Source organism: Serratia sp. CoH_134_PS_4, from assembly GCF_058190535.1.
In genome coordinates, this window is the sequence record NZ_JBXWKI010000001.1 from 287043 (window position 1) to 310627 (window position 23585).

Below are 23585 nucleotides of genomic sequence, written 5' to 3' on the forward strand. Positions count from 1 at the left end.
AAGCACTGTAGCTGTCGATATCTGTACTTTGGCCTTTGCGGAACACGGTGCTGATGCGCTGCTGCTCTAGCTGTGGGTGAAACTCGGCACCCTGGCTTTGCTGCACGCAGTGCACCGGCCACCAGACCTGAGGTAAACCGTCGAGCTCACCCAGGGTTCCCACCTCTGCATTGGCGTTGACCGCGAAGCTACGATGATTGGCGGGGTGCCAATCCTGGCTGGCGATCACTGGCTCACCGCGTGCGCTACAGGCCATCATGGCCTGATTGGCGACCGTGATCACGGCATCGCCTTCTGTCACCGCCAGTGCGCCGCCGGGACAAAAGTCGTTTTGCAAATCAATAAGCAACAGGGCTGTTTTCATTTCTACTCCGTGGTGCGGAATGGTTAACCACTAATGCTCAGCTCACCACGCAGATCCTGCTGCATCTGGCTGCGGATTTGTTCCGGTGTTAGTGGTTGGCTCAGCAGATAATGCAGTTTGGTCAAGGCAGCCTCAACGGTCATGTCGAACCCACTGATGACCCCGGCATGGGCCAAGGCATTACCGGTGGCATAACCTTCCATGTTTACCCGCCCGGAGATGCACTGCGTCAGGTTCACTACCACGATGCCGCGTTCAGACGCATCGCGCAGCTCATCAACCAACTCTGCTTTTTGTGGTGCGTTACCCACGCCGTAAGAGCGAAGTATCAATGCCTTCACCGGTTGCAGCAGGAAGTTGCGCACTACGGCGCCGGAAATCCCTGGGTAAATCGTCACTACGCCGATCGGCTGGGGTGTGATGTCATGTACTTTGAGGTCACCGTTGCAGGCCGGGCTATCGATGCCGTTTTGGCGACGAATATGGATACCGGCTTCCAATAATGGCGGCAGGTTGGGCGAGGCAAAGGCATCGAAACCGTCTGCATGTGCTTTGGTCGTGCGGTTGCCCCGAAAGAGCTTGTTGTTGAAGAACAGGCTGACTTCATTTACCGGGTGGTTAGCCGCCAGATAAAGCGCGTTCAAAAGATTGGTTTGGCCATCTGAACGCAGTTCCGCCAGCGGGATTTGGGAGCCGGTCACAATCACCGGCTTGGCCAGGTTTTCCAACATGAACGACAGGGCCGATGCGGTGAAGGCCATGGTGTCGGTGCCGTGCAGGATGACGAAACCATCATAACGGTCGTAATTCATTTTGATGTCATCGGCGATATGCTGCCAGTCTTCAGGCGTCATATCGGAGGAGTCTATCAGCGGCGCGTATTCATGAATGGTGAAGTCCGGCATTTCAGGCCGATGGAATTCTGGCATCAGGGCCAGTTGACGCTGTAGGTGGCCGGAAACCGGGATGTAGCCATGTTCAGAACGTTGCATGCCGATGGTGCCACCGGTGTAGGCGACGTAAATCGATTTCTTTTGCATAGTCTTGGTTTTAACAGAAATTAGATGGGCTGAATTATAGGGGGATAAGCGCAGAAAAAAAGCCCGGCGGGTGCCGGGCTGAGGATTAATTTGTTAGCGGACTTCTCCGCAGGTCAAACAGATAGCATAGCGATTTTGCGGATCGTTCAGATTATTGAACAAACCTGGTTGTTCTTTGACCGCCATGGCGACTGACGCCAGCGGGGCGGGTAGCATTGACTGGATAGCCGCCGGCAGCATGGCGTGAATAGACACACCAAACTGGCTGAGGACCATATCGGTCAGGCTTGGGGTATCAACAAACCAGTTAAGCTGCCACTGTTTCAATTGCGCCAACTCGGCGGCTTTCTTCACTGCGTCGTCGAAGTCGCCCAACTGATCGACCAGGCCATTGGCCTTGGCATCGCTGCCCAGCCACACGTGACCCTGAGCAATCTGATCAACCTGCTGCGGTGTCATTTTGCGGGACTTGGCGACCAGATCGATAAAGTTTTGATAACCTTTTTCGATGTTCAATTGCATCATCTGCGAGAACTCAGGCGGCAGCGCCTTGGTGACGGCCAGATCGGCCAGCGGGGAGGTTGCCACGCCGTCGGTATGTACGCCGATACTGTCCAACGTCTGCTCGTAGGTGTTAATCACCCCGAAGATGCCAATGGAGCCGGTGAGGGTGCTCGGACTGGCGATGATGTAGTCCGCCGGTGTAGAGACCCAATAGCCGCCTGAGGCTGCCATGCCGCCCATGGAGACCACGACAGGTTTGCCAGCGGCACGCACAGCAGCCAATTCGGAGCGAATAACTTCAGACGCACTGACACTGCCACCTGGGCTATTGACGCGGAAAATCACGGCTTTGATTGCCGGATCAAGTCGTGCCTGACGCAGTTCTGCGGCGGTGGTATCACCCCCAACGGAGCCCGGAGTTTGTGGGCCGTCCATGATTGCGCCATTGGCAAAGATCACGGCAATTTTGCCGCCCTGATCTGGCGTAGGCTTCGGCTGATAGTCATAGATGCTGGTGGCGTTGAAATCATTCGCCTGTTTGTCCCAACCGAAGGTCTTGATCAGTTGATTTTCGATGACGGTTCGTGATGCCAGTTCATCAACCAGTTTGTTGTCCAGCGCATACTTGGCGGTGTCCCCCCCGGCAGCCTGCAATCCACTTAATACGCCCGCAGCGCCTGGGAACAGCTGTTGCGCCGTGATCTGACGGTTAGCCGCTACTGTCTCCAGATAGTTTTGCCATAGGCCACCAATCCACCGGCTGTCAGCTTCTCGAGCTGCTGGTGACATGTCATCACGGATCAAAGGCTCAACGGCGGATTTATACGTTCCAACGCGGAAGATGTTGGTTGTGACCTTGAGTCTTTCGAGCAACGACTTGTAGTAAAGGTTGTTGGTTGCAAAACCGTGCAGATCGACCACACCCTGCGGCGACAGGTAAACTTTGTTGGCGTAGCTGGCCAGATAATATTGTGTCTGGTTATAGCTGTCACCGATGGCAAAGATCGGTTTGCCGCTGTCACGGAACTCACGCAGCGCTTTGCCAATGTACTGCAGCGAAGGCTGATCGGCGCCGGCAAAGTCATTCAGCTGCAATACCATACCGGTAATGTTTTTATCGTCTTTGGCTTTACGGATGCTATCAACCACGTCAAACAGGGAGTTTTCCTGCAGGCGGTTGCTTGAGGCGCCCAGCAGTTCGCGGCCCCATTGGCGCACTTTATTGTTCATTGACGGTTGGTCAACGACCACGCCGCTCAGATCCACCAGTAATGCCCCGCGAGTAGGGACTGTTGGCGTGGTTGAGCTTTGGAACGACAAATAAATGCCCACCCCCACCAAGATCAGTAACACCAGGAACAGATTGAGGATAAGTTCCCTGATAAAGTTCAGCAGACGCCATGTCCACCTAAAAACGCCGGCAATGATTTGCCACAATGTGCGCATGTGCTCTCCAACAAGAGTCGAGAATGTTCCGCTATCCTAATGAGCGGGCGAGGAAATGTCAGCTTTAAATCGTGGGTCACAGAGGGGAATGCCGAGACTGTCACTCGCCGTTTAGCTATGTTAACGTGATCGTAATGAAAATTGTTATCAGGAGTTTACGATGGATGCACTGGATCTTTTACTGAATCGCCGTTCTGCGTCGCGCCTTGCGGCCCCTGCGCCTGCCGGTGAGGTTCGTCAGAATATCATCAACGCGGGCCTGCGGGCGCCTGACCACGGTGCTTTGCAACCCTGGCGTTTTGTGATGATCGAAGACCAGGGGCTGGAGCGCTTTAGCCAATTGTTACAAGCTGCTGCAAAACAAGATGAAATGGATGATGCGGCCATAGAGAAAGCGACTAAGGCGCCGTTCCGCGCTCCGCTGATCATTACCGTGGTAGCGCATTGTACCGAAGAAACCAAGGTTCCGCGTTGGGAGCAGGTTGTCTCCGCCGGTTGTGCGGTCCAGGCCATGCAAATGGCCGCATTGGCCCAAGGTTTTAACGGTATCTGGCGCACCGGTGCCTGGACTGAACATCCTTTGGTTCGTGACGCCTTTGGTTGCCGCGAACAGGACGAAATTGTCGGTTTCCTGTATTTAGGCACTCCTCAGCTAAAAGCGTCCACCAAAGTGGTCGCCCCAGACAGCACCCCGTTCGTCAGCTATTTCTGAGCCCCGTACGGACTGCGGAAAAAATGCACTAAATCCCGCCATTCTGTGTTGTTTCTGAGCAGGCTGTTCGGTTATCGACAACCTGCTCTTACCAATCCCGTCGGCAAGCGCTACCCTATGATATCTTGAATGCCGTTAACCGAAGGGAGTGGTATATGTCATTGCCAGCGATCCGTTTAACCCAGTACAGCCATGGCGCTGGCTGTGGTTGTAAAATCTCACCGAAAGTTCTCGAAACTATTCTGCACAGTGAGCGGGAGAAATTTGTCGATCCGAGTTTGTTGGTTGGCAATGAAACTCGTGACGATGCAGCGGTGTATGACATTGGTAACGGTGTCGGCATTATCAGCACCACCGACTTTTTTATGCCAATCGTCGATAGCCCGTTTGATTTTGGCCGTATCGCCGCGACGAATGCGATCAGCGACGTCTATGCTATGGGCGGGAAACCCATCATGGCGATTGCTATTCTTGGCTGGCCGATTGCTACGCTGCCGCCGGAAGTGGCACAACAGGTGATCGACGGTGGGCGTTATGCTTGCCAACTGGCGGGTATTGCGCTGGCTGGCGGCCATTCTATTGATGCCCCTGAGCCCATTTTTGGCCTGGCGGTCACCGGTATAGTGAATACTGAACGGGTGAAGAAAAACAGTGCCGCTCAAGCGGGATCCAAACTATTCCTGACCAAGCCGCTGGGCATTGGCGTGCTGACCACGGCCGAGAAGAAAAGCAAACTGCGTCCTGAACATGCAGGTTTGGCAACCGAAGTGATGTGCCAGTTGAACAAACCCGGCGCGGATTTTGCCGACGTCGAGGGCGTGACGGCGATGACGGATGTCACCGGTTTCGGCCTGTTGGGCCACCTGAGCGAGGTTTGCCAGGGCTCTGGCCTGCAGGCGACGGTATGGTTTGATCACGTGCCGAAGTTGCCGGATATCGAGCGCTATATTGCCGAAGGGTGCGTGCCGGGGGGCACGGGGCGTAATTTTGACAGTTACGGCCATCTGGTCGGTGAAATGACCGATTTGCAACGACAGCTACTGTGCGATCCGCAAACCTCTGGTGGTTTGTTATTGGCTGTGCTGCCCGAGGCAGAACAGCAGGTGTTGGCCATTGCCGAACGTCATGGCATTCAACTCCAGGCGATTGGTGAACTGCATGCGGCAGTGCCGGCTAAGCCGTTGATAGAGGTCGTGTAGTGTCCGTAACGCCAGTGCGGGTGGATACCCAAGACTATCGCCGTATTTTTTTGCACGATATCCCGCTGATAGATGTGCGCGCGCCCGTTGAGTTTCAGCAGGGCGCGTTCGCCAATGCAATCAATCTGCCGCTAATGAACGATGAAGAACGGCAGGCGGTTGGCACCTGTTACAAGCAGCAGGGGCAGCAGGCTGCAATCGCATTGGGCTACCGCCTGGTTAACGGCAGGCTACGTGAGCAACGGACAGCAGCATGGGTAGCACAATGCGCTCAACGGCCAGAAGGGTATATTTACTGTTTCCGGGGCGGTTTGCGTTCACAGTTGGTGCAGCAGTGGCTGCGTGAGGTCGGTGTTGACTACCCACGCATTATCGGTGGCTACAAAGCATTGCGGCATTTCTTGCTCACCACGTTGGAACAGAGCGCCGAATTACCGATGGTGTTAATCGGCGGCAATACCGGCAGCGGTAAAACGCAGTTAATCAATGAACTGGCCGATGGGGTCGATCTGGAAGGGGCTGCTCATCACCGCGGTTCATCTTTTGGCCGAACGCTCGTGGATCAAAGCGCTCAGATTGATTTTGAGAATCGTCTGGCTGTGTTGTTGCTGAAAAAACAGCATGGTGGCTGCCGCCGTTGGGTGCTGGAAGATGAAGGGCGTATTATTGGCAGCAATAATGTGCCATTACCCATCTTCAACCGCATGCAGCAAGCCCCAGTGGCGGTTATAGACGATCCCTTTGACGTGCGATTGGCACGGTTGCAGCACGAATACATTGACCGTATGCGCCTCGAATTTGAACAGGCTTACGGCCCAGAGTTGGGCTGGCAGAAATACGGTGAGTATCTGCATCACGGCCTGTTTGCCATTCGCCGCCGCTTGGGAATGGAACGTTTCCAATTGCTGACACAGCGCCTGGAATGGGCATTACAGTGCCAGCATGCCAGCGGGAATAGTGACGGGCATCAGGAGTGGCTGGTGTCTCTGTTGCAGCACTACTACGATCCGATGTATCACTATCAATTGGAAAAAAAATCCCAACGAATTGTGTTCCGCGGGAATTATGCTGAAGTAAGAGATTTCCTGATGACGTACAGCCAGAATAACGGTGAATAATGCGACTGTTTATTGCCGAAAAACCGAGTTTGGCGCGCGCCATTGCCGACGTTCTTCCTAAGCCACATCGCCGTGGCGATGGATTTATCGCTTGCGGTAACAACGATGTGGTCACCTGGTGCGTGGGCCATTTATTAGAACAAGCGCAACCGGATGCCTATGACAGCCGTTATGCGCGTTGGTCGCTGGCGGATCTGCCGATTATTCCTGAGAAGTGGCAATTGCAGCCACGGCCTTCGGTGAGCAAACAGCTTAATGCCATTAAAAAGCTGTTACAGGACGCCGATGAAGTCGTGCATGCTGGTGACCCCGATCGCGAGGGCCAATTGCTGGTGGACGAAGTGCTGGACTATTTGTCACTGACGCCGGAAAAACGTCAAAGTGTCCGCCGTTGCCTGATTAACGATCTCAACCCGCAAGCGGTAGAGCGCGCGATTGAACGGCTGCGTGATAACCGCGACTTTATCCCTCTATGCGTTTCCGCATTGGCTCGCTCGCGTGCTGATTGGCTGTATGGCATCAATATGACCCGTGCCTACACTATTCTGGGACGCAATGCCGGTTATGACGGCGTGTTGTCTGTTGGCCGCGTGCAAACGCCGGTACTGGGGCTAGTGGTACGGCGTGATGAAGAGATTGAAAACTTTGTGTCGAAAGACTTCTTCGAAGTTAAAGCGCACATAGTGACGCCAAAAGAGGAGCGCTTTGTCGCTCTCTGGCAACCCAGTGAATCCTGTGAACCTTATCAGGATGAAGAGGGGCGCTTGCTGCACCGGCCATTGGCAGAGCATGTGCTCAAACGTATTGAAGGCCAGCCGGCGCTGGTTACGTCCTATAATGATAAGCGGGAATCAGATACTGCGCCGTTGCCATTTTCTCTGTCGACCTTACAGATTGAAGCCTCCAAGCGCTTTAACCTGAGCGCCCAGCAGGTGCTGGATGTGTGTCAGCGTTTGTATGAAACCCATAAGTTGATCACCTACCCACGTTCCGATTGTCGTTATCTCCCGGAAGAGCATTTCGCCGGACGTCATTCGGTCTTAAATGCCATCAGCGTTCATCAACCCGATCTTTACCCACAGCCGGTGATCGACAGCGATCGCCGTAACCGTTGTTGGGACGACAAGAAGGTGGATGCCCACCATGCCATTATTCCTACCGCTCGTGCCAGTAAAGTGAATCTCAGTCAGGATGAAATGAACGTTTATGGGTTGGTTGCGCGTCAATATTTGATGCAATTCTGCCCGGACGCCATGTTCCGCAAGTGCGTGATTGAGCTGGATATCGCTGGGGGCAAGTTTATTGCCAAAGCCCGTTTTCTGGCAGAGGCCGGGTGGCGGACCCTGTTGGGCAGTAAAGAGCGTGATGAAGAAAACGAAGGCGCACCATTGCCGGTGGTGGCGAAAGATGACGAACTCTTGTGTGAACGCGGTGAGGTGGTTGAGCGTCAGACCCAGCCACCAAGGCCGTTCACCGACGCCAGCCTGCTTTCCGCCATGACGGGTATTGCGCGCTTTGTTCAGGATAAAGCGCTAAAGAAAATCCTGCGAGCGACCGATGGTTTAGGAACCGAGGCCACGCGTGCGGGAATCATTGAGTTACTGTTCAAGCGTGCGTTTTTGTATAAGAAGGGGCGTTATATTCATTCTAGCGAAACGGGTCGAGCCTTGATCCATTCGTTACCGGATATTGCCGCCCGCCCCGATATGACGGCTAATTGGGAGGCGACACTGACGCAAATCAGTGAGAAATCCTGTCGCTATCAGGACTTTATGCAACCTCTGATAGGTACTTTGCAGGATCTGATTTATCAGGCCAAGCAGAGCCGGGCGAGTATGGCGTTTCGCGGGTTGCCGCCGTCACCTTCCTCCGGGGCGAAGAAACGTAAAAAAAGCGCTGGCAAGGCGCGGGAGAAAAGTGAATGAATCACAGGTTAGTGATGCTGGCGACGGGCATACTGCTATTTTCTGCCGCAGCGACGGCCCATCGTGGTGATGTGGATGTCGTTGTACCGGTATCACCGGAAATCTGGGGCACGGCGAAGAGCGCCGCGGCTCAGCCGGCTGCGCAACCCTGCAGCCGCTGTTGCATTTATCAGAATCAAAACTATTCGGAAGGGGCGATTCTCAAGGTGGAAGGAGAAGCGCTACAGTGCATTCGTGATCCCAACGTGGTTGGCACCAATCCCCTGATCTGGGTGCGTTTGAAAAAGTGACGCGGTAACCTTAATAGCTCAGGCCTCTGAGGCGAGTGCAGCTATATACGCGGTAAGTAACGGCACGTCGGCCGGAGCCAGGGGATAGTCAAATGCCTGCTCCGGCGTTAACCACACAAAGTCGGAATGGCAACGGTTTTGTAATTCGCCACTGAATGCCGCAATACGCCAGGCATGCAACTTAATCACTCGTTCGTCCTGTTGCCATTGATTGCTGGCTACGTAGTTGCCGACGCTGGCCACAATCCCCAACTCTTCGTCCAGTTCACGCGCTAATGCTTGTGGTTGGCTTTCACCTTGTTCAACTTTTCCGCCTGGAAACTCCCACAGGCCGGCCTGATCGCTGTTGGCATCACGCTGGGCCAGTAAAATTTTGCCATTCTTTTCAATGATGGCAGCGACAACATCGATTATTTTCATCTGTATCACATAGCGAAACCCCGGCAATGGCCGGGGTTGGATTCATTACAGCGAGAATTCCGCCCAGACCGGGGCGTGATCCGAGGGTTTCTCCATTCCGCGGATCTGATAATCGATCCCGGTTGCGGTGCAGCGAGCAGCCAATGGTGTGCTGGCTAACAGCAGATCGATACGCAGACCTCGGTTTTCATCGAAACCCCGTGAGCGGTAGTCGAACCACGAAAACTCATCGTTACGCCCTGGGTTTGCGTGTCTGTAGGTATCTACCAGACCCCAATTCAGCAGGCGGTCCATCCATTCACGCTCTTCCGGCAAGAAGGAACACTTACCGGTGCGCAGCCAGCGTTTGCGGCTTTCTTCGCCGATGCCAATATCATAATCACTTGGGCTGATATTCACGTCACCCATCACCAGTACCGGTGAGTCCACCGACATTTGCTGCTCCAGGTAGTTTTGCAAGTCCTGATAGAAGCGTGTCTTGGCGGGGAATTTGATAGGGTGGTCGCGGCTTTCGCCCTGAGGGAAGTAACCATTGATCACCGTCAGCGTGCCTTGCGGCGTCGCCAGATCGGCCATAATGATTCGGCGCTGAGCGTCTTCTTCATCGGTCGGGAAACCGCGACGTACGGCAAGCGGTTTTTCTTTGGTCAACAGCGCTACGCCGTAGTGGCCTTTCTGGCCGTGATAGAACACGTGATAACCATACTGGCTGACGTCTTCCAGTGGGAACATGTCATCGTGGACTTTTGTTTCTTGCAGGCCAATCACGTCAGGTTGGTGCTGTTCGATGATGGCAGCCAGTTGGTGCGGACGCGCACGCAGTCCATTGATATTAAAAGAGACAAACTTCATGAGCGATGCCGTTTTTACGAGAAAAATGTGTTGAGATAGTAGCAGAGTTTGGCCAGAAATGTAACGCAGGCCAGCGGCTATGGCCGCCAGCTGCATGCTGTGCTATTTCGCCCAGCGATCGTAAGTCTTTGGCTGGTAATCGTCGAACTGCTGCAGCAAGGTGTGCGCAGACTCACTGATGTGCATGGTGCCGAGGTAGTCATGGCGCATAAAGCCCTGATCGGCGACATGTTGCAAGAACCCGTTCAGCGGGCGATAAAAACCGTTAACATCCAGCAGGCCAACCGGTTTGCTGTGGTAACCGATCTGCCCCCAGGTCCAGATTTCAAACAGCTCTTCCAACGTGCCTATGCCACCGGGTAGCGCGATAAAACCGTCTGCCAGGGCTGCCATGCGAGCCTTACGCGTGTGCATGTCGGGCACGACTTCCAGCTCAGTCAGGCCCCTGTGCGCCGTTTCCGCTTCTACCAATCGTTCAGGAATGATGCCAATTGCCTCGCCACCGGCGGCAAGCACGGCATCAGCCACAATGCCCATTAGTCCTTTCTTACCGCCGCCATAGATTAAGCGTCGGCCTTGAGCGGCAAGTGTTTGGCCCAATTGCCGCGCGTTATCGGCATAAGCGGGATTGACACCTTCACTGGCACCACAAAAAACGCAGATATTGTTACGCATGCACTTCTTTCCTTACTGCATTAAAGAAGTCAGTGGTATAGCGAATTGTTAGCTGGAGTTCAAGTTGAGGATGTGCTGAATGGTTAAGGGAATTGATAAATGCTAAATCTGAGAGGCCAAAGGAGGATATTTACGCTGTAATACGGGAAGCTTCTCATCCCTCCCGTAAGGAGTGATAGGGATGCTTTCAGGTTTGATTTGATTCTGGGGAATAGATAAGGATGGTGGTGGGGGAAGGATGACTCGTCGTTACACTCCTCGCCCTTCGGGCCGCGCTAAAGCGCGTTGTCTCACGTTGTGAGACTCGAACCTTGTCGAAGCTTCTCACCTTCCCCGTAAGGAGTGATATGGATGCTTTCAGGTTTGATTTGATTCTGGGGTATAAATAAGGATGGTGGTGGGGGAAGGATTCGAACCTTCGAAGTCTGTGACGGCAGATTTACAGTCTGCTCCCTTTGGCCGCTCGGGAACCCCACCATGGTATTCATGGTTGTACTTGCTTGTTTAACAGAAAATCGGCTAGATTCCTGTGGCGCTTCGCCTGAAGGATTACCTCGCTGAAACGCGTTGTCTTTCTGCGTTCGGCTAGAACCTTGTCGAAGCTTCTCATCCTCTCCCTCCGTGTTTTATGCAGCTTCAGCTTTCGCTGTGCTCTCATCAACAGAGAGAAGATGGTGGTGGGGGAAGGATTCGAACCTTCGAAGTCTGTGACGGCAGATTTACAGTCTGCTCCCTTTGGCCGCTCGGGAACCCCACCACTGGCCTTGCTTGCGAAACATCTGTCTCGGTAAGCGGGGCGCATCATATCAAATGAAGCGGGCGTGTAAAGTATTGAAATGCAGAAAATGTATCGTTTGCCGATTTTTTGCCCGTGGCGGTGCATCCCTGAACGAAAGGCACCGCTTTATTGAGCAATTACAGAATGACCGTCCGGTTCCCATAAACGAATACGCGCTGCGCCAGCACGTGATACAGCGCGCGGCTGAGCGCATTTTTCTCTACATCACGCCCCGCGCGCATCATGTCGTCAGCAGAATAGGTATGATCGACATGAATTACGTCCTGCATGATGATTGGGCCTTCGTCCAGGTTATCGTTAACATAGTGCGCGGTGGCACCGATAATTTTCACGCCACGTTCGTAAGCCTGATGATAAGGCCTTGCCCCAATAAAGGCTGGCAGGAACGAATGGTGGATATTGATCACCTGGTTCGGGTAGTGCTGCACAAATGCTGGCGTCAGCACGCGCATATACTTGGCCAGTACCACGTAGTCTGGCTGGTATTGGTCAATCTGGGCCATCATTTTCTGATCGTGTTGATCGCGCGTCAGGCCTTCATGGCTGACCAGGTGGAACGGAATATCGAAGCGTTCGACCAGCGTTTGCAACGTATCATGGTTGCCGATAACCGCGGCAATCTCTACATCCAGGCCGCCGTAAGCGCTCTTCATCAACAGATCGCCCAGGCAATGCGCTTCTTTGGTCACGAGAACCACGATGCGACGACGGCCGGAGTTATGCAGTTCACGAACGGAACCCGTCGGCAGTGCACCGTCGAGATCTGCCAGAAGCGTCGTATCGTTGAAAATACCTTCCAACTCGGTACGCATAAAGAAACGACCGGTACGGTGATCAACAAACTCATTGTTCTGAATAATGTTGAGTTCATGCTTGTAACAGATGTTGGTGATCTTGGCGATCAGGCCTTTGGCATCCGGACAAATGGTACGCAAAACTTTTCTTTGGACATTTTGATGTGGCATGGCGATGAGGATCCTGTCTGATACTGAACGTCCTGTCTGCGCAGGCGAGCATTTTTATAATCTTCATTTTCACACTGTTGCCAAATGGCAGCGGTCTGAAATCTATGGGTCTCAGTAACTGCCAGCTAACGGCCGCAGCACTTTTTATATTTTTTACCTGAACCACAGGGGCAAATCGCATTTCTGCCAGGCTGGGGTTTGGTACCATCAATATAGTACCAGCGTTGTTCAAGCTGAAGAAAGCGCGAACGTTCGTGCATTGCCTTGTGTTCGCCGGTGTTGCTATCAATGAAGCGGGCAATAAACTCGACAAAACCTTCATCGCTCTCATGGCCCTGTTTTTCTTCTACCACCGTCAGGCCAAGCCATTGGGTGTTCTTGAAGCTATCAACGATTGCATTACGCCATTCAGCGGCATGGCAGTCGGGATGCCAGGTCGCAATTAAGTAATCGACGTTGTGCTTCACATAAGCGCTAAAGCGTGAACGCATCAACTTACCGGGGGTCAGTGGCGTTTGTGTGCCATTGATGTAGGGTTCGCAGCATGCGCTATACTCCAGTCCGCCGCCGCAGGGGCATAATTCTGGCAAGTTGACTCCTAAAATGGCCGGAACGATAAGAACGGGCCGATGCTGAAAGGTATTTAGCGTCTATGTTACCTAACAATATTCGATCGTGACAATCTACGCTGGCAGCAGAGTTGATACAATTCACCGGGCAAGAGGCGGAAAGATGCGGAAAATTAAGATTGGACTGGCATTGGGTGCAGGTTCCGCTAAAGGGTGGGCGCATATCGGCGTGATCAACGCGCTAAAGAAATTGGGGGTTGAAGTCGATATAGTAGCCGGCTGCTCAGTCGGTGCACTGGTCGGTGCCGCTTTTGCCAGCCACCGTTTACCGGCCATGGAGGCCTGGGTTCGTTCTTTTAGCTATTGGGATGTGATCCGCTTGATGGATCTTTCCTGGCGGCGGGGCGGTCTATTACGCGGCGAGCGGGTGTTCAATGCGGTGGGGCAATTATTAGAAATCAACGATATCGCCGAGTGTTCGCTAAAGTTCGGTGCAGTAACGACGAACCTCAGTACGGGACGGGAGTTGTGGTTGACCGAAGGAGATATTCATCAGGCAGTGCGTGCCTCGTGCAGCATGCCCGGCTTGTTGGCACCGGTGTGGTTTGATGGTTATTGGCTGGTGGATGGTGCGGTAGTGAATCCTGTGCCTATCTCATTAACACGAGCCCTGGGAGCCGATCTCGTTATTGCCGTTGACTTGCAACATGATGCGCATCTGATGCAGCAGGATTTATTCTCTGTACGCCATCATGACGCGGAAACGTCAGGCGATATCCCCACGGAAAATTGGCGGGGGCGTTTAAGAGACCGTATCAGCAAAATGACGACCAGAAAGCCCAATTTTACGCCGACGGCGATGGAAATCATGGGGACGTCGATCCAGGTCTTGGAAAATCGACTGAAACGTAATCGTATGGCGGGTGACCCGCCAGATGTATTGATCCAACCTTATTGTCCGCAAATCTCGACGTTGGATTTCCACCGTGCCGAAGAAGCGATTGCAGCGGGTAAATTAGCCGTTGAAAAACAGATTGATGCACTTTTACCGTTAATAAAAAACAAATAATTATCAGATATTGCGGAGGTGGTCTGCGATAGAGACCATTTCCGACAAGCAGAAATGGCCTTTTTGAGCCACTATTACACTATGGAAAGGGAAGAGGCTCGGCTGATGGCATTACCATTGACTCACAAGCGCATTTTGGTCGTTGAGGACGAACTGGTTTTTCGTTCTGTGCTTGTTGGCTACTTGACGTCGTTGGGCGCAGAAACCAGTGAGGCGACCAATGGTTTGCAAGCGCTGAGTGCCGTGGATGACGTTAAGCCCGACTTGATTTTGTGCGATCTGGCGATGCCGGAAATGGGCGGGATAGAGTTTGTTGAGCATCTCCGTCTACAAGGCGTGCAAATTCCGGTGCTGGTGATATCGGCCACCGATAAAATGGCGGATATCGCCAAGGTATTGCGTTTGGGGGTACAGGACGTACTGTTAAAACCCGTGACCGATCTCAACCGCCTGCGTGAGTCAGTGCTGGGGTGCCTGTACCCGAATATGTTTACCTCCCAGGCTATCGAAGAAGTGGAACTGCTTCAGGACTGGGATGCATTGAGTAAAAATCCGTCTGAAGCCGTAAGGCTGCTCAAACAGCTGCAGCCCCCGGTGCAGCAGACCATTGCTCACTGTCGGATTAATTACCGGCAATTAACGACCGGTGAAAACCCGGGTTTGGTGTTGGATATAGCAGCACTGTCGGATAAAGATCTGGCGTTCTATTGTTTGGATGTCACTCGTGCAGGAGATAACGGCGTATTAGCGGCGTTGCTATTACGTGCTTTATTTAATGGTTTGTTACAGGACCATTTAGCTAATCAGCGTCATCGGTTGCCGCAAATGACCGCATTGTTAAAGCAAGTTAATCAATTATTACGCCAAGGCAAGCTGGAAGGGCAATTCCCATTGTTGGTCGGCTATTATCACACCGAATATAAAAACCTGATTTTGGTCTCAGCGGGGCTTCATGCCAGTGTTAATACCGGTGATAATCAAATTCAACTGAACAATGGTGTCCCGCTTGGCACGTTGGGTGCGACCTACATGAATCAAATCAGCCAGCACTGTGCAGCCTGGCAGTGTCAGGTTTGGGGCACTGGCGGCAGGCTGCGATTGATGCTCAGTACCGAATAGCGTGATCCTTTAAAATTATTATTTGAAATATAAATATTCGATGTGCCTATTTCTTCCTCAGGCCATAGGTTGGGTAATTGTCTTAAATTTTTTCTATTTGTGCTGCGGTTAATGCCAGACACTCATAAGCTGGTATACTCCGAAGGTTTTTCATATGGCGAAAAAGCTCATAAAATGAGCAACATTAAGAGAGGAAATAATGCCTGCTGTAAATCGTAAAGTCAGAAAGGCTGTGATCCCGGTTGCAGGCTTGGGAACACGGATGTTGCCAGCGACAAAAGCCATTCCAAAAGAAATGCTGCCGCTGGTTGACAAACCCTTGATCCAATACGTTGTCAATGAATGTATTGCGGCTGGGATAAACGAGATTGTGTTGGTTACCCATTCCTCCAAGAATTCGATCGAAAACCATTTTGACACGAGTTTCGAACTCGAAGCGATGCTGGAAAAACGCGTTAAACGTCAGTTGCTGGACGAAGTACAGTCTATTTGCCCGAAGGGCGTTACTGTGATGCAGGTGCGTCAAGGGGTAGCGAAAGGCTTGGGGCACGCGATTATGTGTGCTTATCCACTGGTGGGCGACGAGCCGGTCGCCGTGATTTTGCCGGATGTGATCCTCGATGAGTACAGCGCTGACCTGAAAAAAGATAATTTGCACGAAATGTTAGAGCGGTTTGAACACACCGGCGTCAGCCAAATTATGGTCGAGCCCGTGCCCCATAAAGACGTGGGTAATTACGGCGTGGCTGATTGTAAAGGGTATGAACTGCAACCAGGCGAAAGCGCGCCGATGGTCAGCGTTGTCGAAAAACCTTCGCCGGATGAAGCCCCGTCTAACTTGGCCATCGTTGGCCGCTATGTGCTTTCCGCCGATATCTGGCCGCTACTGTCAAAAACACCGCCGGGCGCCGGTGGTGAAATCCAGCTTACCGACAGTATCGAAATGCTGATGCAGCAAGAAACGGTAGAGGCTTATCACCTAAAAGGCATTAGCCATGATTGCGGTAACAAACTGGGCTATATGAAGGCCTTTGTTGAGTATGGCATGCGTCATGCTGGGCTGGGACAAGAGTTTTCTCAGTGGTTGAGCCAATTGCTGGCCGCTGATAAGAAATAATTTATTTATCTTTCATCTTAATTTGAAAAACTAGGATTTTCCCATGAAAGTGACAGTTTTTGGTATTGGCTATGTTGGTCTGGTACAGGCAGCGGTGCTGGCTGAAGTTGGCCATGACGTTATGTGTATTGATATTGACGAACGTAAAGTCGAAAACCTGAAGAAAGGGAACATCCCTATTTTTGAACCTGGCCTGACGCCGTTGGTGCAACAAAACTATGAAGCCGGTCGTTTGCAGTTCACTACCGATGCGAAAGCGGGTGTTGCACATGGCAGCATTCAGTTCATTGCTGTAGGTACACCGCCGGACGAAGACGGTTCTGCTGATTTGAAATATGTGACGGCTGTAGCGCGTACCATCGCGGAACACATGACCGAGCACAAAGTGGTGATCGATAAATCTACCGTGCCGGTAGGTACCGCCGATAAAGTCCGCCAGGTTATGCAAGAAACGTTGCAGAAACGCGGTAGCTCCGTACCTTTCGACGTTGTTTCCAATCCAGAGTTTTTGAAAGAAGGTGCGGCAGTTGCGGATTGCATGCGTCCTGAACGTATCGTGATTGGTACCGATAACATGGATGTGATCGAACCTATTCGCGAGCTGTATGAGCCGTTTAACCGTAATCACGATCGCATGATTATGATGGATATTCGCAGTGCTGAACTGACCAAATACGCGGCCAACTGTATGCTGGCTACCAAAATCAGCTTTATGAATGAAATGTCTAACCTGGCTGAAATGTTGGGTGCGGATATTGAAAAAGTACGCCAGGGTATCGGTTCTGATTCCCGTATCGGCTACCACTTTATCTATCCAGGGTGCGGCTACGGCGGTTCATGTTTCCCGAAAGACGTCCAGGCACTGATTCGCACGGCCGAGCATATCGGTTACCAGCCAAAACTGTTGCAGGCTGTAGAGCAGGTTAACTACCAACAGAAATATAAGCTGACCAAGTTTATCAAGCATCACTTTGGTGAAGACTTGAAAGGCAAAACTTTTGCGCTGTGGGGTTTGGCATTCAAGCCAAATACTGACGATATGCGTGAAGCCTCCAGCCGCGTTCTGATGGAGCAACTGTGGGAGGCCGGTGCTACCGTCCAGGCCTACGATCCTGAAGCGATGAACGAAGTACAGCGCATTTACGGTCAGCGTGATGACCTGAAGCTGGTAGGCACCAAAGAAGCGGCGTTGCACGGTGCTGACGCGCTGGTTATCTGCACCGAATGGCAGAATTTCCGTGCGCCAGACTTCGACATAATTAAAAACACGCTGAAGCAACCGGTGATCTTTGATGGTCGAAATCTGTTTGATCCGGAACGTTTGGAAAACCGTGGCTTTACCTATTATGCGATCGGTCGCGGTGCATCCATTCAGCCGGTTATTTAAGGGACATATATGAAATTCCTGGTTACAGGTGCGGCAGGATTTATTGGTTATCACGCTGCTGAGCGCTTGTTGGCCGCTGGGCATCAGGTTGTCGGTATCGACAACCTGAATGATTATTACGATGTGGGTCTGAAAATGGCCCGTCTAGATCTGCTTGCGGACAAGCCTGCCTTCCAGTTTATCAAGCTGGATTTAGCCGATCGAGAAGGCATGGCAACGCTGTTTGCAGAGCATAAATTTCAGCGAGTGATTCACCTGGGGGCACAAGCCGGGGTGCGTTATTCGCTGGAAAATCCGTTAGCGTATGCGGATACGAATCTCATCGGTCATTTAAACGTATTGGAAGGGTGTCGCCACAATAAAGTCGAGCATTTGTTATATGCTTCTTCCAGTTCGGTATATGGCCTGAATCGCAAGTTGCCATTTGCTACGGAAGACTCTGTCGATCATCCAATCTCATTGTACGCGGCGACTAAAAAAGCCAATGAGCTGATGTCACACAGCTATTCCCACTTATATGGTCTGCCTACCACTGGGCTGCGTTTCTTTACCGTATATGGCCCGTGGGGGCGCCCGGATATGGCGCTGTTTAAATTCACTAAAGCTATATTGGCTGGCGAAAGTATCGATGTATATAACCACGGTGAGATGCACCGTGACTTTACCTACATTGACGATATCTCCGAGGCTATTGTCCGGTTGCAGGCGGTTATTCCTCAATCAAATCCAGCTTGGACAGTTGAACAGGGCTCGCCGGCGACCAGTTCTGCTCCGTATCAGGTCTATAATATCGGCAATAGCACGCCCGTGAAGCTGATGGAATATATCAAGGCACTGGAGCAGGCATTAGGGATGGAAGCACGCAAAAATATGTTGCCAATGCAACCTGGCGATGTACTCGATACCAGTGCTGATACTGCGGAGCTCTATCGTGTGATAGGGTTTAAGCCGGAAACGGGTGTTGAAGAAGGTGTGAAACGCTTTGTTGAATGGTATAAGTCATTTTATAAAGTTCAGTAATTGAACAGCGCGTAAAATGCTATAAGGGGCTTAGGCCCCTTTTTTTATGCTTTAGGAAAGGCAGGGTGGCAATTTGGGAGGTGAATGATTGAGGTGGCCTGCTTCAGATTATTGTGTAAAGCCGGGTTTGTATAAGCTGCCTTTCCAGGCGTTTTAAGCATAACAAAAAGGCTCCCTGGGGAGCCTTTTTAACATGCAGCGGAACGCTATTACAGCAGGAAATCGTCCAGGGATTTACCTTGCTCTTCGATAGCTTTCTTAATCACTGCTGGGGTACGGCCCTGGCCGGTCCAGGTTTTCAGTTCGCCGTTTTCGTCTTTATATTGATATTTAGCCGGACGTGCTGCGCGTTTAGCTTTACCTGCTGCTTTAGTTGCAGCCATAGTTTGCAGCAGTTCATTTGGGTCAATACCGTCAGCAATCAGCATTTCACGATATTGCTGCAGTTTACGGGTGCGTTCTTCAACTTCTGCTTGAGCCTGGCTGTCTTCTTCGCGACGTTCGTTCACAACAACTTCCAGTTTTTCAAGCATCTCTTCCAGCGTTTCCAGGCTGCATTCTCTTGCCTGTGCGCGTAGAGTACGGATGTTGTTCAAAATCTTTAATGCTTCGCTCATTGTCCTAGTCTCAAATTATATTGGTGGGGGCGTCTGGATAATAATAGAGTGCTCTTTTCTTTTCTGCAATAGACAAATTGAAAGGAACGCTCAAATTCATCTTTTAAAAAGGCGTAATCAGAACTCTCTGGCAAATATAGGGAGAAGACATAAGTATTACAAGCTCAATTTTTAAGTCAAATTTTCAACAGTGGCGGTATGATTACCGCACCAGAAAGGCATTCAGGACTAAGTTATAATTGTGTTTTATATCAATATTACGATGAGTTTTGTGGGTTGAATCACGTGCTTTAGTATGCAAACACTGTAAACAATGGGGGTATAAGAGTAAAGATAACGTCAAGAACTGTGCTGCTGGCTTTTTTATGCCATTAAATACGCCGAAGCGCTGTCTGCGGGCGTTAATAGATTTAATCCTTTACCAACCCGGCGTCATGCTGGGGGGTTCTCTTCACTGACAGACGATTAATGCCTGATGCTAATCATTAGCAGTAATTAAATGTGATGACAGACAGGGATAGTCCTGTAAATAGATGTAAAAGCGCAGTGGTGCAGAATGGAATGTTTCATTTGAAAGTTTGGTATTCGTTTGCCTGGTTATTGATTAAGTCGGAGGCGTGAGCAGGCCAGCAGGTTATGGTACACTTGGCTTCTGAATCAACGTCTGAATATTTCTTATACCATTGGAGTTACGGGCCCATGGCTCAACTTTATTTTTATTACTCTGCTATGAACGCAGGGAAATCTACCGCGTTGTTGCAATCTTCATATAATTATCAAGAACGTGGTATGCGTACACTGGTGTTTACTGCCGAAATAGACCACCGCTTCGGTGTTGGCAAGGTGAGCTCGCGGATCGGGCTGTCATCCCAGGCACAGCTCTATAATAATGAGTCGATGCTTTATGCGATGATCGCGCAGGAGCATCAGCAGCAACCCGTACACTGCGTCTTGTTGGATGAAAGCCAGTTCTTGACGAAGGAACAGGTCGAGCAGCTGTGTGATGTTGTTGACCAACTGGATATTCCGGTTCTGTGTTACGGCTTGCGTACCGACTTTCTGGGTGAGTTGTTCATCGGCAGTCAATATTTGCTGGCCTGGGCGGATAAGCTGGTGGAATTGAAAACCATCTGTCACTGTGGGCGCAAGGCGAACATGGTACTACGGCTGGATGAAAGTGGGCAGGCGATGCATGCTGGCGAGCAGGTAGTGATAGGCGGTAACGAGAGCTACGTCTCCGTTTGCCGTAAGCATTACAAGGAAGCACTACAGGCACTAGAGTAAAATGTGGGTGCTGTAGGGTGCCTCTGGCAGCGTTTTAGCGTGGGGGTAGTTACCTGGCAGTTTGAGGTGCAACGCAAGATAAAAAAAACCGCCTTTCGGCGGTTTTTTGTTGGTTTAATTAACCGTTATTTCTTGGTCTTTTTTTCTGCTTTAGCCGCCACCGGTGCTGCCAAAACTTCTTCATCAACCGCTTCACTGAACTTACGGCCGTAGAAGGTATCCAGCATGATTTGCTTCAACTCGGCAATCAGCGGGTAGCGCGGGTTGGCACCGGTACATTGGTCGTCAAAGGCATCTTCAGACAGTTTGTCGACCTTAGCCAAGAAATCAGCTTCTGTGACACCGGCTTCACGAATTGACGCCGGGATACCCAGTTCAGCTTTGATCTCGTCCAGCCAGGTCAGCAGCTTCTCGATTTTCTGTGCGGTACGGTCGCCCGGTGCACTCAAGCCGAGGTGGTCGGCGATTTCAGCGTAACGACGACGCGCTTGAGGGCGGTCGTACTGGCTGAATGCCGTTTGCTTGGTTGGATTGTCATTCGCGTTGTAGCGAATAACGTTGGAGATCAGCATGGCGTTAGCCAGGCCATGTGGGATATGGAACTCAGAGCCCAGTTTGTGGGCCATTGAGTGGCACACCCCCAGGAAGGCGTTAGCGAAGGCGATACCGGCGATCGTTGCGGCATTATGCACACGCTCACGGGCAATCGGATTCTTGGCACCTTCTTTATAGCTGGCTGGCAGATATTCTTTCAGCAATTTCAACGCTTGCAGCGCTTGGCCGTCTGAGTATTCGTTCGCCAGTACTGAAACATACGCTTCCAGTGCGTGGGTCACCGCATCCAGGCCGCCAAAGGCGCACAGGGATTTTGGCATGTTCATCACCAGATTAGCATCAACGATGGCCATGTCTGGCGTCAGTGCGTAGTCAGCCAGTGGGTATTTCTGGCCAGTTACGTCGTCGGTCACTACCGCAAACGGCGTGACTTCTGAACCGGTACCTGAAGTTGTCGTCACGGCAATCATTTTTGCTTTGACGCCCATTTTCGGGAACTTGTAGATACGCTTACGGATATCCATAAAGCGCAGCGCCAGGTCTTCGAAATGGGTTTCAGGATGTTCGTACAGCACCCACATGATCTTCGCTGCATCCATCGGTGAACCGCCACCCAGCGCGATAATCACGTCTGGTTTGAAGGAGTTCATCTGTTCAGCGCCTTTACGCACGATGGACAGCGTTGGGTCTGCTTCAACTTCAAAGAACACTTCTGTTTCAATACCGTGTGACTTCAGAACAGAGGTGATCTGGTCAGCATAGCCGTTATTGAACAGGTAGCGGTCGGTCACAATGAAGGCGCGTTTTGCCCCGTCGGTCGCTACTTCTTCCAGCGCGATAGGCAATGAGCCACGGCGGAAGTAGATTGATTTCGGAAGTTTATGCCACAACATGTTTTCTGCTCGCTTCGCTACAGTTTTCTTGTTGATCAGATGTTTTGGACCGACGTTTTCAGAGATGGAGTTACCGCCCCAGGAACCGCAGCCCAACGTCAGTGACGGAGCGAGTTTAAAGTTGTACAGGTCACCGATACCCCCCTGAGAGGCAGGGGTGTTAATCAGGATACGCGCGGTTTTCATCTTGTCGCCGAAGAAGGCAACGCGTTCCGGTTGGTTATCCTGGTCAGTGTACAGACAAGATGTATGACCGATGCCGCCCATCGCGACCAGTTTCTCCGCTTTGCTGACAGCGTCCGCGAAGTCTTTGGCACGATACATAGCCAGCGTAGGGGACAGTTTTTCGTGAGCGAAAGGCTCGGTTTCATCAACCAGTTTCACTTCACCGATCAGCACCTTGGTGCTTGCTGGCACTTTAATACCGGCCATTTCAGCGATTTTCGGTGCGGACTGACCAACGATAGCTGCGTTTAAGCCACCGTTTTTCAGGATGATGTCCTGTACGGCTTTCAGCTCTTTACCCTGCAGCATGTAGCCACCGTGGGTAGCGAAACGTTCGCGCACGGCATCATAGATGGAGTCAACCACGATGACAGATTGTTCAGAGGCGCAAATCACACCGCTGTCGAAGGTTTTAGACATCAGAATTGAGGCAACGACGCGCTTAATATCTGCGGTTTCGTCAACCACTACCGGGGTGTTACCTGCGCCAACGCCGATTGCCGGTTTGCCGGAGCTGTAGGCGGCTTTCACCATGCCTGGACCACCGGTTGCGAGGATCAGATTGATGTCAGGGTGGTGCATCAATTGATTGGACAGTTCAACGGTGGGTTGGTCGATCCAGCCTACGATGTCTTTTGGTGCCCCGGCGGCAATCGCTGCCTGCAGCACGATATCGGCGGCCTTATTGGTCGCGTTTTTCGCACGTGGGTGTGGGGAGAAGATAATGCCGTTACGGGTTTTCAGGCTGATTAATGCTTTGAAAATGGCCGTAGAAGTCGGGTTGGTGGTTGGCACGATACCGCAAATCAGGCCAATAGGCTCGGCGATAGTGATGGTACCGAAAGTATCGTCTTCTGACAGGATGCCGCAGGTTTTTTCATCTTTATAGGCGTTGTAGATAAACTCTGATGCAAAGTGGTTCTTGATCACTTTATCTTCAACGATACCCATACCGGATTCTTCGACGGCCAATTTAGCCAGAGGAATACGGGCATCGGCAGCGGCGAGGGCAGCAGCGCGGAAAATTTTATCAACTTGCTCTTGAGTGAAGTTGGCATATTCGCGCTGGGCTTTTTTGACTCGTGCAACTAGCTCGTTCAGTTCAGCGACATTTGTTACAGCCATAATGCTCTCCTGATAATGTTAAACTCTTTCAGTAAATCAGCCGTGCGAGCCACTAGTATAGACAGAATGATGGAAAATGCTGTTTAAAAAACAAAGGCTTTCCACCTTTTTGTGCTGCATGCTGCTGATTTGCTTAAAGAGCTTTACCCGATGCTTCAGCAGGAGAAGACAGCGGGCCGAACAGAGATGCCACTTTTTCCTTAACCTGTTCTACTCCCTGACTACGACTAAGAGCTTAACTACTCTTGGTTAGTGATTTTGTGATTTAAATCATAAAAAGCGCAAGCTGACACCAT

At 51.5% G+C, this 23585-nt stretch carries 21 protein-coding genes, 2 tRNA genes and 1 other RNA gene; 11 read left to right on the top strand and 13 right to left on the bottom strand.

The features are described 5' to 3' along the window. The 3 genes from pncA to sppA form a co-directional block, all read right to left on the bottom strand. Positions 1-364, bottom strand: a 364-nt coding sequence (gene pncA, locus AC2FCQ_RS01385; protein WP_490658440.1) for a bifunctional nicotinamidase/pyrazinamidase, incomplete at its 3' end; no start/stop codon positions are given. A gap of 23 nt (positions 365-387) precedes the next feature. Next, the gene (gene ansA, locus AC2FCQ_RS01390; protein WP_209633921.1) at positions 388-1404 is read right to left on the bottom strand and encodes an asparaginase; all 1017 of its coding nucleotides are present in this window, start codon (positions 1402-1404) and stop codon (positions 388-390) included. Positions 1405-1497: 93 nt separating this feature from the next. Continuing rightward, a complete protein-coding gene (gene sppA, locus AC2FCQ_RS01395; RefSeq protein ID WP_490308224.1) occupies positions 1498-3354 on the bottom strand; it encodes a signal peptide peptidase SppA in 1857 nt (618 codons plus the stop codon). Positions 3355-3514: 160 nt separating this feature from the next. Here sppA and AC2FCQ_RS01400 point away from each other — a divergent pair, with 160 nt between their 5' ends. From AC2FCQ_RS01400 to AC2FCQ_RS01420, 5 genes are all read left to right on the top strand, one after another. Further along, entirely contained in the window at positions 3515-4066 is a 552-nt protein-coding gene (locus tag AC2FCQ_RS01400; RefSeq protein ID WP_209633916.1) for an NAD(P)H nitroreductase, read from the top strand. Positions 4067-4221: 155 nt separating this feature from the next. After that, positions 4222-5265, top strand: coding sequence for a selenide, water dikinase SelD (gene selD / locus AC2FCQ_RS01405; protein WP_490308225.1), 1044 nt, complete (start codon positions 4222-4224; stop codon positions 5263-5265). Continuing rightward, positions 5265-6383: a tRNA 2-selenouridine(34) synthase MnmH gene (gene mnmH, locus AC2FCQ_RS01410; protein WP_209633911.1), complete on the top strand. Its 1119-nt coding sequence runs from the start codon at positions 5265-5267 to the stop codon at positions 6381-6383. The genes selD and mnmH overlap by 1 nt, the downstream gene beginning before the upstream one ends. Continuing rightward, positions 6383-8308: a DNA topoisomerase III gene (locus AC2FCQ_RS01415; RefSeq protein WP_490308226.1), complete on the top strand. Its 1926-nt coding sequence runs from the start codon at positions 6383-6385 to the stop codon at positions 8306-8308. Before mnmH ends, AC2FCQ_RS01415 begins: the two co-directional genes overlap by 1 nt. Next, the gene (locus tag AC2FCQ_RS01420; protein WP_209633907.1) at positions 8305-8598 is read left to right on the top strand and encodes a DUF1496 domain-containing protein; all 294 of its coding nucleotides are present in this window, start codon (positions 8305-8307) and stop codon (positions 8596-8598) included. The genes AC2FCQ_RS01415 and AC2FCQ_RS01420 overlap by 4 nt, the downstream gene beginning before the upstream one ends. Before the next feature lie 18 nt (positions 8599-8616). Here the strand turns inward: AC2FCQ_RS01420 and AC2FCQ_RS01425 are convergent, their stop codons facing one another. The 8 genes from AC2FCQ_RS01425 to AC2FCQ_RS01460 form a co-directional block, all read right to left on the bottom strand. Further along, on the bottom strand, positions 8617-9018 hold the full coding sequence (locus AC2FCQ_RS01425) for a pyrimidine (deoxy)nucleoside triphosphate diphosphatase (protein ID WP_490308227.1): 402 nt from the start codon (positions 9016-9018) through the stop codon (positions 8617-8619). A 45-nt stretch (positions 9019-9063) separates the two neighbouring features. Next, entirely contained in the window at positions 9064-9870 is an 807-nt protein-coding gene (gene xthA, locus AC2FCQ_RS01430; RefSeq protein ID WP_209633903.1) for an exodeoxyribonuclease III, read from the bottom strand. 102 nt (positions 9871-9972) lie between these two features. Continuing rightward, on the bottom strand, positions 9973-10545 hold the full coding sequence (locus tag AC2FCQ_RS01435) for an LOG family protein (protein WP_265553572.1): 573 nt from the start codon (positions 10543-10545) through the stop codon (positions 9973-9975). A gap of 222 nt (positions 10546-10767) precedes the next feature. Continuing rightward, positions 10768-10893: non-coding RNA, RtT sRNA (locus AC2FCQ_RS01440), on the bottom strand. Positions 10894-10937: 44 nt separating this feature from the next. After that, positions 10938-11022 (bottom strand) — tRNA-Tyr (locus AC2FCQ_RS01445). 195 nt (positions 11023-11217) lie between these two features. Continuing rightward, a tRNA-Tyr gene (locus tag AC2FCQ_RS01450) sits at positions 11218-11302 on the bottom strand. 158 nt (positions 11303-11460) lie between these two features. Further along, a complete protein-coding gene (gene purU / locus AC2FCQ_RS01455) occupies positions 11461-12309 on the bottom strand; it encodes a formyltetrahydrofolate deformylase (RefSeq protein ID WP_209633899.1) in 849 nt (282 codons plus the stop codon). A gap of 125 nt (positions 12310-12434) precedes the next feature. Next, positions 12435-12899, bottom strand: a complete 465-nt coding sequence (locus AC2FCQ_RS01460) for a YchJ family protein (RefSeq protein WP_209633897.1) — start codon at positions 12897-12899, stop codon at positions 12435-12437. A 142-nt stretch (positions 12900-13041) separates the two neighbouring features. Here AC2FCQ_RS01460 and rssA point away from each other — a divergent pair, with 142 nt between their 5' ends. From rssA to AC2FCQ_RS01485, 5 genes are all read left to right on the top strand, one after another. Then, positions 13042-13947, top strand: coding sequence for a patatin-like phospholipase RssA (gene rssA, locus AC2FCQ_RS01465; RefSeq protein ID WP_209633895.1), 906 nt, complete (start codon positions 13042-13044; stop codon positions 13945-13947). 105 nt (positions 13948-14052) lie between these two features. Then, positions 14053-15066 (top strand): two-component system response regulator RssB, encoded by a 1014-nt coding sequence (gene rssB, locus AC2FCQ_RS01470; RefSeq protein WP_490307410.1) that lies wholly within the window; start codon positions 14053-14055, stop codon positions 15064-15066. Between the two features lie 199 nt (positions 15067-15265). Then, complete coding sequence (gene galU, locus AC2FCQ_RS01475) at positions 15266-16183, top strand: UTP--glucose-1-phosphate uridylyltransferase GalU (RefSeq protein ID WP_490307411.1); 918 nt, start codon at positions 15266-15268, stop codon at positions 16181-16183. Positions 16184-16226: 43 nt separating this feature from the next. After that, positions 16227-17570 carry a UDP-glucose dehydrogenase family protein gene (locus AC2FCQ_RS01480; RefSeq protein ID WP_265553562.1) on the top strand — a complete coding sequence of 448 codons (1344 nt, stop codon included), beginning with the start codon at positions 16227-16229 and terminating at the stop codon, positions 17568-17570. Between the two features lie 9 nt (positions 17571-17579). Further along, the gene (locus tag AC2FCQ_RS01485; RefSeq protein ID WP_490307412.1) at positions 17580-18590 is read left to right on the top strand and encodes an NAD-dependent epimerase; all 1011 of its coding nucleotides are present in this window, start codon (positions 17580-17582) and stop codon (positions 18588-18590) included. A 209-nt stretch (positions 18591-18799) separates the two neighbouring features. On the opposite strand, the gene hns is transcribed toward AC2FCQ_RS01485, so the two are convergent. Continuing rightward, complete coding sequence (hns, locus tag AC2FCQ_RS01490) at positions 18800-19207, bottom strand: histone-like nucleoid-structuring protein H-NS (RefSeq protein ID WP_006321188.1); 408 nt, start codon at positions 19205-19207, stop codon at positions 18800-18802. Between the two features lie 699 nt (positions 19208-19906). Here hns and AC2FCQ_RS01495 point away from each other — a divergent pair. After that, on the top strand, positions 19907-20491 hold the full coding sequence (locus AC2FCQ_RS01495) for a thymidine kinase (protein WP_261444212.1): 585 nt from the start codon (positions 19907-19909) through the stop codon (positions 20489-20491). 125 nt (positions 20492-20616) lie between these two features. Here AC2FCQ_RS01495 and adhE read toward each other — a convergent pair whose 3' ends face one another. Continuing rightward, the gene (adhE, locus tag AC2FCQ_RS01500; RefSeq protein WP_209633882.1) at positions 20617-23289 is read right to left on the bottom strand and encodes a bifunctional acetaldehyde-CoA/alcohol dehydrogenase; all 2673 of its coding nucleotides are present in this window, start codon (positions 23287-23289) and stop codon (positions 20617-20619) included. Between the last annotated feature and the right edge of the window lie 296 nt (positions 23290-23585).